Source organism: Flavivirga amylovorans (genome assembly GCF_030540875.1).
GTDB classification, from domain to species: Bacteria; Bacteroidota; Bacteroidia; order Flavobacteriales; family Flavobacteriaceae; genus Flavivirga; species Flavivirga amylovorans.
Genome location: NZ_JAUOEM010000004.1, coordinates 285,083 through 298,872 on the forward strand (window position 1 = coordinate 285,083; position 13,790 = coordinate 298,872).

The window sequence follows — 13,790 nt, forward strand, 5'->3', positions numbered from 1 at the left end:
CTTATACCAGATTAATTAGTGCTATCTATAGGTACAATACTATCTGTTGATGGTATATCTTTTTCAACTTTAGGTGCTAACTCTTCTTCAGGTTGATCACCATAAAAGTGTCTAAATGATTTTAAATGGGTATTAAATATGTCACCTTCTTTTTCAGCAAATTCAATGTCATATTCAACCAAAACATCTATCAGTCCTTTATAACGTTGAATGTCCGTATAAATTTCTTCAAACAAACGTTCTTGATTATCTGTTTTAAGGCTGCTATAGTAGCTTAAATTTTCTTGATATTTTTTAGCCACATCCATAAACAAACGCTGTGCTTTTTCTTTATTACCAACTTCGTAGTATGCACTAATGTAAGGTTCTAAAAGTGTGTAATATCCAAAATATTCAACAGGCATATTGTTCATCGCTATGTCTGCTATCTCTTCAGCCTTATCTAATTTTTCTTCATTAATTAATTTTTCAATTAGCCTAGCTAAATTACCTCTGTAGGTTATGGAATTTTTACGAGTTTCAACATCATGGTAAATATCTGAACTACCACTATTGCCCCAATTCCATTTTTTTACTTTTTCGTACATAAGATCTGAATCTACACGTCCCATATCAAAAGGATTTGCTCTATCTACAGGTGTTCTAATAGGAACTAGTTTATAGCACATACCATCAAGTTGTAGGTAATCTTTCATCCAGATATAATCATCATCACCAAAGCTGCCTCCTGTAAAATATATAGGGCGTTTCCATTCGTTATTGGCAACAATATCGAGCATGAGTAATCTGTTTTTATAAAGCGCACCTCCTTTAATATTTATATCAATGTAAGGCACTATTTTACCTGCGTCTTCGGGTTTTACAATACCCGAATTTAAAGCATTCTGTTTATTTACAGGAATTCTTAAAAATTCGGTAGGTAAGTAGGTTGCATTTAAATCCTGACTTCTTACTTGAGAGAGATCAACACCCTTCTGTTGTAAAACATATTTGTATTTCGTTTTTGGGTTATCGCTACCAACAAAATCTAAAAATTGTTTTACTTCTAAAGTGTCTTGTATAACAGGTTGTATTACTATATAATCATTAGTACCGTATTTATATAAATCGTGTGTTAGTTGGGATGGTACAGGATCACTTTCATATGCTTTACGCTTCATCTGGTCTATATACCAATCTGTTTGAAACAAACTGGTATTAACAACGCGTACGTCGGTTCTATAACCTTCAATTTCTTGAGCATACCAAAGGGCAAACGTGTCATTATCACCGATAGTAAATAAAATAGCATTTTCCGCACAAGAATCTAAATACTTTCTTGCCATAGCTTGGGCAGTATATTTCCCCGATCGATCATGATCATCCCAATTGTTGGCCGCTAAAATCCCAGGAACCAATATTAAGCAAACTACTGTGATTATTGGTGCTGCTAATTGTTTTGGTAGATATGTCTTTAGTACATCAAAAATAGCATATACCCCAAAGCCAATCCAAAGAGCAAATACATAAAAAGACCCTACAACCGAATAATCACGTTCACGAGGTTCAAAGGGACGTACATTGGTGTATACTTGAATAGCCAATCCTGTAAATAGGAAAAAAACGAGCATCGTCCAGAATAGCTTTTTGTCTTTGTTAAATAAAAAGAAGAATCCCAAAAGACCTAAAATAAAAGGTAACAAATAATATGTATTTCGTGCCTTATTATTCTTAACATCGCTAGGTAAATTGTCTTGTGAAAAACCTAAAAGGATCTCATCTATAGGTTTTATACCAGTAATCCAATTTCCATGATTATCATAACGTCCTTGAATATCGTCCTGCCTTCCGGAAAAATTCCACATAAAATAGCGCCAGTACATATATCCTAGTTGGTATTCAAGCATGTAGGCTATGTTACTTCCAAGTGAAGGCTTTTCAATATCTATATAATCTTTAAATCGTTTTAGGAAATTATTATAATCTTCATAATCTACATTACCTTGAGCGACATTGTTTTTAAACTCTGAAACAGTTTTTCTCAATTGGTTTTCCATTTGATAATCGGGCTTTAACTTAAAGTTTAAAAACCCGGAAAACATCATATAGTTTTCGGCATGTTCTGCACTCCACATACGAGGTAAAATGGAAGCATGTTTTGAGTTGTAATTTTGTTTTGCGTTTTTGTAATCGTTTACGACGACATATTCACCTTTTGTTTCGTCTTTTTCATATTTAGGTTTATCGTCTATATATGGGTTATTCTCATCAAGGTAAGCGTATTGATCTGTGAACTGAGGTCCATAAAACAAGTGTGTTTCAGGATACTGTTCTAAGTTGTAATAAGCCAGTAACTCCCTGGCACTCGAAGGATTATTTTCGTTAATAACCACATCAGCATTAGCACGAATAGGAAGCATTAACCAAGTGGAAAACCCAATAATTACAAAGGTTAAGCAAAGGATTCCCGTATTTAGATGGACGAAGTTTTTTTGTCTGGTGTAGCGTAATGCATAGTATATAATAGCTACCAATAATAAACCGGCGATTATAGATCCCGAATTGAAAGGTAAACCAATGGTATTCACAAAAAAGATTTCGAAAACACTAAAAATTTTAAGAATGTTAGGTGCTAAAAGTTTAAAAATGAATAATAAAACTGCTATTGAAACAACATTGGCAAGAATAAAGTTTTTAATAGTAATGGTTTTATAGTTTTTAAAATAATAAATAAGACCAATAGTAGGAATCGTTAAGAGTCCCATAAAGTGAACTCCAAAAGATAACCCAATAACAAAAGCAATTAAGATAAGCCAACGATTGCCACGAGGTTTGTTCATGTCTTGCTCCCAGCGTAAACCTAGCCAAAATAAAATAGCCATAATCAAAGTAGCCATCGCATATACTTCAGTCTCAACAGCATTAAACCAAAAAGAATCAGTAAATGTAAAAGCTAAACTACCAACCAAACCGCTTCCTAGAATAGCCATAGATTGGCTTTTATTAAGATCTTCATTATTACCAACCAGCTTTTTTAGTAATAAGGTAATGGTCCAAAACATAAAAAGAATAGTAAATGCACTAGATACAGCACTCATCATATTCATGACCCAGCCAATTTGTGAAGGCTCTAAAGCAAAAATTGAGAAAAAGGCTCCAAACATCTGAAATAAAGGAGCTCCTGGTGGATGTCCAACTTGTAATTTAGATGATGTTAAAATATATTCACCAGCATCCCAGAAACTTACGGTAGGCTCGACTGTTAGTGTGTAAGTGACGAGAGCAATTAAAAAAGAGAACCAGCCTAAAACAGTATTCCATTTTTTAAAGTTGAAATGTGCCATATATATCAATGTTTGTTTGGTTTGGCGAATTTAATAATAAATATGAAATGAGGCATAACTATTTAGTTAGTCTTAACATTAAAAAGAACACAAGAATCACATTAGACAATAAAATAATAATTAGCTAACTGATAGTGTTTCAAGTGTTTTTTAAAGAAACGTAAAGTATTCTGAATTATTTTCAAAAAATACTTGTAGAAATAAAACTTTGTGCTAAATTTGCATCCTCAATTACACATTGGCCTATGGTGTAACTGGCAACACGTTGGTTTTTGGTACCAAAGAGTCTAGGTTCGAGCCCTAGTAGGCCAACATAAATTGAAGTCCTGATCTTGAAAAAGGTTAGGGCTTTTTGTTTTAAGAATAAAGTGTTTGGGCGAGAAGCCTGTCCTGAGAGCAGTCGAAGGGAGCCCTAGTAGGCCAACATAATTGTAAAACCTCAATCATTAACTTGATTGGTTTTTTTTGTTTTAAAAATCTTAAACTAGGTCTATCGTATCAATGAACTTGGAAGAGCCAACATGAATCGAGATTAGCTAAATTAGTTTTAGCTATTAATTAGTTGTGTAACTTAGATTTTTTTAGAAAAGAAATTGTTTTCAGAAGTTTATTTGGAATAGATATATCTTCTAATTATTTAACGGCTTTAATATTTACTTAATATTGATAAAGTTAAGATTGCATTAAGTTAAAATTACAAACTTATAGTTTACATCAAAATAATTATGAGGTAATATTGAAAAAGCTTGTAATTCCTTTATTTACAGGATTAATTAATCCTTATAAATAAAATGAAAAAAATTACTCTCATTGCTAGTTTTCTAGCGCTATCTTTTACAACATTACAAGGTCAAGACCTACAGTATTTGTCTGGTTATGATACAACCATGTCAGATTCTGCAGAGACTGTTGCTCATGATGCAACTAACCAACAAGCCTTTCTTACTAATTCGTCAAATAATAGTTTTACAATAGTAGATATTAGTGATCCTACCACCCCTGCATTGGTTAAGAATGTAGATTTATCAACTTATGGAGCTGGACCCAATTCCATTGCAATAAGCGGAAATGTGGTTGCTATAGCTGTCGAGGCTAGTCCTAAACAAGACCCTGGGAAAATAGTTTTTTTTGATTTAGACGGTATTTATGTAGATGAGATTACTGTTGGAGCATTACCAGATATGATAACCTTTACACCAAACGGTACTAAGCTGTTAGTGGCTAATGAAGGAGAGCCTTCAGATGATTATACTAATGACCCAGAAGGAACTATTGATGTTATAGATTTAAGCAGTGGTGTCATGTCTGCTACAACAACTTCAATTAATTTTAATAGTTATAATAATAAAAAGGTATCACTTCAAAATAAAGGCATTCGCATTTTTGGAAACAACGGTGCTGCAACAGTGTCTCAAGATTTAGAACCAGAATTCATAACGGTTATAGAAGATGGCACAAAAGCTTATGTAAATTGTCAGGAAAACAATGCCCTAGTTGTTTTAGATTTAACCAATAATACCGTTCTAGATATATTAGCTCTTGGTTATAAAAATCATCTATTAGGAACTCCAACAGTTGAAAGCTATGTTGTAAATGAGTTAGCATCTAATTGGCCAGAATTAGGAACTCCTGTTTACGATGGAGGACAGGCTCCTGTGCTTTTAGGCGGATTTTCAGGATTGTTTTACGATGAGGCAAATTCAGATGCTACAGATTATGTGTTTTATGCAGTACCAGATAGAGGACCTAATGGAAGTACCGTTAGCAAATCTAGTGTTGTGCCAGCTGCATCGCAAAATTTAAGACCTTTTAAATTACCTAACTATCAAGGTCGAATAGCAAAGTTTACCTTAAATAAAGTAACAGGAGATATTACTTTAAACGATCAAATTCTATTAACCAGAAAAGATGGAACGACGCCAATAACAGGTAAAGGGAATATTCCGGGATTTGATGAAGTTCCTGTAACCTTTACAGATGCATCTACCGCTTATGCAGATGCTGATTATATTGATGGTGCTTCAGAAGAATATCATGAGTTGACTTACGATGAATATGGAGGAGACTTTGAAGGTGTTTTAATAGATAAAAATGGTAATTTTTGGATGTGTGATGAGTACAGACCAGCACTTTATCAGTTTGATGCCACTGGAAAATTAATAGAACGCTATGTGCCATCCGGAACATCGTTATTGGGAACAACACCGCAAGCAGTAGGAACCTATGGAGCTGAAACGTTACCAGAAGTTTACTCTAAAAGAAGAGCAAATAGAGGATTTGAAGCTATTGCCTATGATGAGGTGAATCATATTATATATGCATTTATTCAATCACCATTATATAATCCTTCTAGTGCTACTAAAAATAATTCGGATGTTATCAGAATCTTAGGAATCAGTTGTGCTACAGGCGCTCCGGTTGAAGAATATGTGTATCTGTTAGAAAGGAATAAAGATGCTGGTTATGCATCATCAAGAGTAGATAAAATTGGCGATGCTGTGTATACAGGGAATGGAAAATTTTTAGTTATAGAAAGAGATTCAGAAGGACCAGCCGTATCTACAGGTAAAAAGTATGTATACGAAATAGATATCAATTTTGCTACCAATATTCTAAATAAGACCTTAACAGGAACTAAAGAATTAGAAGAGCTAACAGCCGATGAAATAGTTGCTCAAAATATTCAAGCAGTTCATAAAACAAAAATGTTCAATTTGCCATCTATCGGTTATCAGGGCTCTGATAAAGCGGAAGGTATTGCGTTATTACCAAATAATGAAATAGCCATTATAAATGATAATGATTTTGGCTTAGCTGGTGCAGGCATTACAGATTCTAGTGTGCTTGGAATCATTTCTTTTGCAAACGACTATGGTTTTGATGCTTCTAATAAAGATGGCGCAATTAATATCAAAGAACATCCTACTTTAGGGATGTTTATGCCAGATGCTATTTCATCATATAAAGCAAACGGTATAAATTATATCGTAACAGCAAATGAAGGAGATGCTAGAGATTATGGTGGGTATTCGGAAGAAGAGCGTGTAAAGGATTTAACATTGAATGCGTCATATTATCCAAATGCCGCAACGCTTCAAACAGATACAGATTTAGGAAGGTTGAAAACAACAACGGCAACAGGCGATTATAATAACGATGGAACTATTGAGCAAATCTATTCTTATGGAGCTAGATCATTTTCAATTTTTGATGAATATGGTAATTTAGTATTTGATAGTGCAGATGAGTTTGGACAAAAAATAAAATCTGAAGAGCCTGCATTATTTAACGAAGACGAAGGAGATTTAGATGACAGATCTGATGATAAAGGAGGTGAGCCAGAAGCAATAGCAATAGGTGTCATTGATGGTAAAACTTATGCTTTTATTGGTTTAGAGAGGCAAAGTGCCATATTAATGTATGATATAACAGATCCTAATGATGTTGAGTTTATTACTTATTATAAATATAATAGAACAACAGGAGATACAGCTCCAGAAATTATAAAATTTGTGCCTGCAGCCGATAGTCCAAACTCTAAAAACTTACTTTTGGTAGGTTATGAGGTCAGTGGGTCGTTAGGAATTATTCAAATTGATGATCAAGTGCTAAGCATAAGTGAGGTAGTTGCAAAAAATAGTTTCAAAATGTATCCGAACCCAGTTATTGATACAGATTTAAAATTCAACAAAACAATCTCTGGAATTATTTATAACGTTAATGGACAGGAAGTAAAGCGATTTGAAAAGGAAACTTTTTTAAATATATCCGAACTAACTTCAGGACTATATATTATAAAAACAAAAGAACAAGGCGTAAAGCGTTTTGTTAAATTATAAACTCGATTAAAATATATAAGCAACCCTCAGCTAATAGTTGAGGGTTTGTTTTTTTTAAATCTTAAAAGTAATCACTGGACGTTTAGCGTGATTCACTAAGTCTTCACTAATACTGCCATTAAAAAAATGAGAGATGCCTTGTCTACCATGTGTACTCATACCAATTAAATCAGCATTTATAGACTGAGAAAAATTCATAATACCTTTTTCAATATTGATGTCATTATAAATGTTAATCGTATAATTTTTGAAATCGAAAGCGTCAACAAATGATGTCATTCTATGTTCCGATTTTTCAGAGGTGATAAATTTATTAGGCGTATTTACCATGAGTAAATGCATTTTAGCTTTTAAAATGTTAGCAAAAGCAGTAGCTTTTTTATATGTTGCTTTACTTTCATCTTTAAAATCTGAAGCGAATACAAAATCATTAACTTTAAAAACCGTATGCTCATTTTTTATAACTAAAACAGGAGTTTTAGATGTGCGGACCACTTTTTCGGTATTACTTCCAATAAGCATTTCTTTTAAACCACTCACGCCATTAGATCCCATGATAATTAAATCAATATCATGCTTTTTACAAAGATGAAACACACCTTTAAAAATTTCTTGAAACTCAACCGTTTCATGTATTGTTAAATCTTTTAGGTAGTCTTTGGTTTTTAATGCTTCAAACTTCTTGTGAGCCAGTTTCATAAAATAAATAGCTTCAGGTAAATGATTATAAGATCTTAAAGCATCAACCTCATGCAATGGTATTTCAAGCATGTGCAGTAGGTAAATTTCACTATTATATTTTCTTGCTAATTGAGTAGCTACCTTTAACGCGTTTTCGGCTTGAGTAGAAAAGTCTGTAGGAACTAGTATTTTTTTCATAAAATAACAAGTAAGGTGTACCTAAATTTATGAAATATTCCTTTAGAAATCAATAAAATATTATATATTTGCACCGTTGAAAGGCGAAATTTAAGAAATGAGGGGACGGAAAGTCCCCTCTTTTTATACTAATAAATGTTTAAAAATACAGTTACAGAGTTACTAGAAGCAGCGTTAATTGAAAGACCGGATTTATTTCTTATAGATTTTTCTATTCAAGGAGATAATCAAATTAAGGTAACAATAGATGGAGATAAAGGCGTTTTAGTTGAAGATTGTATGTTTGTTAGCAGAGCCATTGAGCATAATCTTGATAGAGAAGAACAAGATTTTTCTTTGGAAGTGATGTCTGCAGGAGCAACATCACCTTTAGTTCACAAAAGACAGTATAAAAAGAATTTAAATAGAGTGCTTGATGTAAAGACCGCTTCAGATACGATGGAAGGAACACTTACAGAGGTAACAGATAGTGATATAAAAATAGAATGGAAAGTTAGAGAGCCTAAACCAATAGGGAAAGGTAAAGTAACTGTAAAGAAACAAGCGAATATCGCTTACGAAAATATTGTAGAAGCAAAAGTTATGATTAAATTTTAATTCAAAAAGAGTTATGGAGAATATCGCGTTAATTGAATCTTTTTCAGAATTCAAAGACGATAAGCTAATTGACAGAGTAACGTTAATGGCAATTTTAGAAGATGTATTTAGAAGCGCCTTAAAAAAGAAGTATGGCGATGATGATAATTTTGACATTATTGTAAACCCAGATAAAGGAGATTTAGAAATTTGGAGAAATAGAGTTGTAGTTGGAGATGGCGAAGTTGAAGAACCAAATCAAGAAATTTCATTATCAGAAGCTCAAAAAATTGAACCAGACTTTGAAGTAGGAGAAGATGTGTCTGAAGAAGTAAAGCTTATCGACTTAGGAAGAAGAGCGATTTTGGCGTTACGTCAAAACCTGATTTCTAAAATTCATGAGCACGACAATACCATAATTTATAAGCAATTTAAAGATTTAATCGGAGAAATTTATACAGCAGAAGTCCACCATATTCGTCACAGAGCAGTTATTCTATTAGATGATGAGGGGAACGAAATTGTATTACCAAAAGATAGACAAATACCTTCAGACTTTTTTAGAAAAGGAGATAATGTAAGAGGAGTTATTGATTCGGTAGAGCTTAAAGGAGCTAAGCCAACCATTATTATGTCTAGAAGTTCTCCGGCATTTTTGGAGAAACTATTTGAACAAGAAATACCTGAAGTATTTGATGGATTAATTACTATTAAAAACGTGGTAAGAATTCCAGGAGAAAAAGCAAAAGTGGCAGTAGATTCTTATGATGATAGAATTGATCCTGTTGGAGCTTGTGTAGGGATGAAAGGTTCAAGAATTCACGGGATTGTTCGCGAATTAGGTAATGAAAATATAGATGTAATTAACTATACGAATAATTTACAGTTATTCATTACAAGAGCGTTAAGCCCTGCAAGAGTCACTTCAATAAAGTTGAATGAAGAGACTAAAAGAGCTGAGGTTATTTTAAAACCAGAAGAGGTAAGTAAAGCAATTGGTAGAGGCGGACATAATATTCGCTTGGCTGGTCAATTAACTGGTTATGAAATTGATGTGTTTAGAGAAGGAGCTGAGGAAGATGTGGAATTAAGAGAGTTCTCTGATGAAATAGAAGGATGGATTATTGATGAGTTTAGTAAAGCTGGATTAGATACTGCTAAAAGTATTTTAGAGCAAGAAGTAAACGATTTAGTAAAAAGAACAGACTTAGAAGAAGAAACAATTAATGACGTTATTAGAATTTTAAAAGAAGAATTCGAAGAATAACATATATTTGAGTATTTTAAAGGCGATTTATGGCTGAAACAATTAGATTAAATAAAGTATTACGCGAGCTTAACATCTCTCTAGATCGTGCCGTAGAATTTTTAGATTCTAAAGGTATTGAAATAGAGAAACGACCTACTACAAAAATTTCAGAAGAAACATATACGGTTCTTTCTAATGAATTTCAAACTGATGCAAGTAAAAAAGTAGCATCTAAAGAAGTCGGTGAAGCTAAGATAAAAGAGAAAGAAGTATTGCGAGAGCAACGCGAGCGTGAACTTGAAGAGAAGCAAAAAGCGACAGCCAGAAAAGAAGAAATAGTTAAAGCAGCTGCGGCACTTTCTGGGCCAAAGCAAGTTGGGAAAATCGATTTAGAACCGAAGAAGAAGAAAGTCGAAACTGTTTCTGATAAAGCCGAAAAAACCAAAAAAGTAGAAGAGGTTGTAAAAGAACCTGTTAAAAAAGAGGTTAAAGTTGAACAACCTATTAAAGAGGAACCTGCTAAAGAGGCTGTAAAAGAAGAAGTGTCAGAAGAGCCTGTTAAAGAAACAGTTAAAGCAGATAAGCCTGTTGTTAAAGTTACTAAGGTAGAGAAAGAGAAGAAAAAAGTTGAAGAAGATAAGGAAGAAAAACCTAAGAAGCAGCTTATAGGTGAAGATGGAGAGGTCCTTCCAGATGAAAAGGTAACAACACAGTATAAGAAACTTTCAGGTCCAAAGATAGCTGGTGACAAAATTGATTTATCTCAGTTTAATAAGCCAAAGAAAAAGAAAGAAGAAAAGAAACCTGAAGCTAAAGCAGGAGACGCTGGAGCTGCTAATAAGAAGAAGCGTAGACGTATTAGTAAAGTCGGTGGACCTCAAGCTGGAAATGGCCAAGGAAATAGATCTGGTGGAGCAAGACCAGGAGGAGCTAGAACTGGTGGTGGAAACGATAGGTTTAAAGGAAAACCTGGTCAAGGACGTCGCAATATTGTTAAGGAAGAACCTAGTGAAGAAGATGTGAAGAAGCAAGTGCGTGAAACACTTGAAAAACTTCAAGGAAAATCTTCAAAAGGTAAAGGAGCAAAATATAGAAGAGATAAAAGAGATCAACATAGAGAACAAACAGAGATTGATCAACAAATAGAAGCAGCAGAAAGCAAGATTCTTAAAGTTACAGAATTTGTTACAGCAAGTGAAGTCGCTACCATGATGAATGTTGGTGTTACTGAAATTATTTCTGCATGTATGTCGCTTGGTATGATGGTTACCATGAATCAGCGTTTAGATGCTGAAACACTTTCTATCGTAGCTGAAGAATTTGGGTATAAAGTAGAGTTTATAACAGCAGATATAGAAGAATCTATAGAAGAAGTTGAAGATAAGCCAGAAGATTTAGAACCCCGTGCGCCTATTGTAACAGTTATGGGACACGTAGATCATGGTAAAACATCACTTCTAGATTACATTCGTCAAGAAAATGTAATTGCAGGAGAATCGGGTGGAATTACACAACATATCGGAGCTTACGGAGTTGAGTTAGAAAATGGACAAGAAATTGCATTTCTAGATACACCAGGTCACGAGGCTTTTACAGCGATGCGTGCGCGTGGTGCTCAAGTAACAGATATAGCTATTATTGTAGCAGCTGCCGATGATGATATTATGCCACAGACAAAGGAAGCTATTTCTCATGCCCAAGCAGCAGGAGTACCTATTGTTTTTGCTATTAATAAAATTGATAAACCAGATGCAAATCCAGATAAGATCAAAGAAGGGTTAGCACAAATGAACCTTTTAGTTGAAGATTGGGGTGGTAAAATTCAATCACACGATATATCAGCTAAAGTAGGTACTGGTATTAAAGAATTATTAGAAAAAGTATTGCTTGAAGCTGAATTATTAGAGCTAAAAGCAAATCCAGATAAACCAGCAGTAGGTACAGTAGTTGAGGCCTTTTTAGACAAAGGTAGAGGCTATGTATCAACTATTTTAGTGCAAGCAGGTACTTTAAGAGTTGGAGATTATGTACTAGCAGGTCAGCATAGTGGTAAGGTAAAAGCGATGCATGATGAAAGAGGGAATGATGTTGAAGCCGCAGGACCTTCTACACCAGTTTCCATACTTGGTTTAGATGGTGCGCCTCAAGCAGGTGATAAATTTAATGTATTTGCAGACGAACGTGAAGCAAAACAAATAGCATCAAAAAGAGCGCAATTACAACGTGAACAATCAGTTAGAACACAACGTCATATAACACTTGATGAAATTGGTCGTCGTATAGCACTAGGTGATTTCCAAGAATTGAATATTATCCTTAAAGGAGATGTGGATGGTTCTGTTGAAGCATTAACAGATTCTTTCCAGAAATTATCTACAGAAGAGATTCAAGTTAATATCTTACATAAAGGAGTTGGAGCCATTACAGAAAGTGATGTGCTATTAGCTTCTGCATCCGATGCAATTATAGTTGGATTTAATGTACGTCCAGTTGGAAATGCAAGAATGATTGCTGATAAAGAAGAAATAGACATCAGAACATATTCTATTATTTACGATGCTATTAATGATCTTAAAGACGCTATGGAAGGAATGTTATCTCCAGAGCTTAAAGAAGAGATTACTGGAACTGCTGAAATTAGAGAAATATTTAAAGTATCTAAAGTTGGAACTATCGCAGGTTGTATGGTAACTAATGGAAAAATACTCAGGTCATCAAGTATTCGTTTAATTAGAGATGGTGTTGTAGTCTATACAGGTGAATTAGCATCGTTAAAACGATTTAAAGATGATGCTAAAGAAGTAACAAAAGGTTACGACTGTGGTATGCAAGTTAAGAACTATAATGATATTAAAGAAGGAGATATTATCGAAGCCTTCCACGAAGTAGAAGTTAAGAAGAAATTGAAATAAAATATATAAATAGATAAGTGATTAAAGCGATTCAGAAATGAATCGCTTTTTTATTGGAGTTAATTTTAATACATTGTTGTCTAAACTTTAACTTAAAAGCTATCATGAAAATCAAGCTCTCAGTTTTAATATTATTTTTTATACTAACAATTAATAACACATTACATGCTCAAGAACCCTTTTTAGGAGAAATTAGGATGTTTGCTGGTGACTTTGCACCGAGAGATTGGGCATTCTGCGATGGTCAAACATTGCAAATAAGTCAATATAATGCATTATTTTCTTTGCTAGGAACAAATTATGGAGGTGATGGCAGAAGAACATTTAATTTACCGGATCTTAGAGGACGGGGGCCAGTTCATGCTGGACAAGGCGATAACTTAAATAATATAGAAGTAGGTGATAAAGGAGGGGCAGAATCAAGAGAACTGCGAAAAATGACTGTTTTTGAAAAAGCTAAAGGAGAATCTTACGAAACCTATACCGTTAAAAGCAGTAATTCCAAACTCTATACTAGAGCTCCTTATTTAGGAGTTCGTTTTATAATTGCATTACAAGGTATTTTCCCATCAAGGAGTTATTAACGTTTCTTTTTTTTAGGCTTAAATATAAAGGCATGAGGGAATTTCTTCTTTACTTTTTTAAGCGCTCTGTCCGCTTCTAAACGTGTTCTGAAATTGCCTACCCAAGTTTTAAAATTTGGTGATTCATATTTAATAGTAGGATTCCAATTTGTAAAGGAATTACGAAATTCTTTTTGAGCCTCTTGAGAGCCGTAGCGATTTCCAGAATAAATCTGTATTTTATATCTGGTAGGATTATCAACATTCTTATTGGTTCTTTTTTTAAAATCCAATAAAGCAATTATGTTTTTATCTTGGTTTATGGTAATTTTACCTTCTTGAGCAGACAAATAAGTTGAAGAAATTACAAAACAGAAGATGCTTAAAAAGCTAATTTTTAGATTCAATGGATTCATGATTAAAATATTTTTATACAAATGTATACGTTA

The 13,790-nt window shown here is 33.7% G+C and carries 8 protein-coding genes and 1 tRNA gene; 6 read left to right on the forward strand and 3 right to left on the reverse strand.

The annotated features are described in order from the left end of the window. Positions 1-11: 11 nt before the first annotated feature. Positions 12-3,323, reverse strand: a complete 3,312-nt coding sequence (locus tag Q4Q39_RS12910) for a DUF2723 domain-containing protein (RefSeq protein ID WP_303282922.1) — start codon at positions 3,321-3,323, stop codon at positions 12-14. Positions 3,324-3,562: 239 nt separating this feature from the next. On the opposite strand from Q4Q39_RS12910, the gene Q4Q39_RS12915 reads away from it, so the two are divergent. Both Q4Q39_RS12915 and Q4Q39_RS12920 read left to right on the forward strand, forming a co-directional pair. Next, a tRNA-Gln gene (locus tag Q4Q39_RS12915) sits at positions 3,563-3,635 on the forward strand. 479 nt (positions 3,636-4,114) lie between these two features. After that, positions 4,115-7,162, forward strand: coding sequence for a choice-of-anchor I domain-containing protein (locus Q4Q39_RS12920; RefSeq protein ID WP_303282923.1), 3,048 nt, complete (start codon positions 4,115-4,117; stop codon positions 7,160-7,162). A 54-nt stretch (positions 7,163-7,216) separates the two neighbouring features. On the opposite strand, the gene Q4Q39_RS12925 is transcribed toward Q4Q39_RS12920, so the two are convergent. After that, positions 7,217-8,041: a universal stress protein gene (locus tag Q4Q39_RS12925; RefSeq protein WP_303282924.1), complete on the reverse strand. Its 825-nt coding sequence runs from the start codon at positions 8,039-8,041 to the stop codon at positions 7,217-7,219. A 135-nt stretch (positions 8,042-8,176) separates the two neighbouring features. On the opposite strand from Q4Q39_RS12925, the gene rimP reads away from it, so the two are divergent. The 4 genes from rimP (at position 8,177) to Q4Q39_RS20630 (ending at position 13,362) form a co-directional block, all read left to right on the forward strand. Beyond that, on the forward strand, positions 8,177-8,638 hold the full coding sequence (rimP, locus tag Q4Q39_RS12930) for a ribosome assembly cofactor RimP (RefSeq protein WP_303282925.1): 462 nt from the start codon (positions 8,177-8,179) through the stop codon (positions 8,636-8,638). Between the two features lie 13 nt (positions 8,639-8,651). Next, positions 8,652-9,884: a transcription termination factor NusA gene (gene nusA / locus Q4Q39_RS12935; protein ID WP_303282926.1), complete on the forward strand. Its 1,233-nt coding sequence runs from the start codon at positions 8,652-8,654 to the stop codon at positions 9,882-9,884. A 29-nt stretch (positions 9,885-9,913) separates the two neighbouring features. Beyond that, positions 9,914-12,778, forward strand: coding sequence for a translation initiation factor IF-2 (gene infB / locus Q4Q39_RS12940; RefSeq protein ID WP_303282927.1), 2,865 nt, complete (start codon positions 9,914-9,916; stop codon positions 12,776-12,778). Positions 12,779-12,882: 104 nt separating this feature from the next. Beyond that, positions 12,883-13,362 carry a phage tail protein gene (locus tag Q4Q39_RS20630; protein WP_345075369.1) on the forward strand — a complete coding sequence of 160 codons (480 nt, stop codon included), beginning with the start codon at positions 12,883-12,885 and terminating at the stop codon, positions 13,360-13,362. Here the strand turns inward: Q4Q39_RS20630 and Q4Q39_RS12950 are convergent. After that, entirely contained in the window at positions 13,359-13,757 is a 399-nt protein-coding gene (locus tag Q4Q39_RS12950; protein WP_303282929.1) for an SPOR domain-containing protein, read from the reverse strand. The genes Q4Q39_RS20630 and Q4Q39_RS12950 overlap by 4 nt on opposite strands. Between the last annotated feature and the right edge of the window lie 33 nt (positions 13,758-13,790).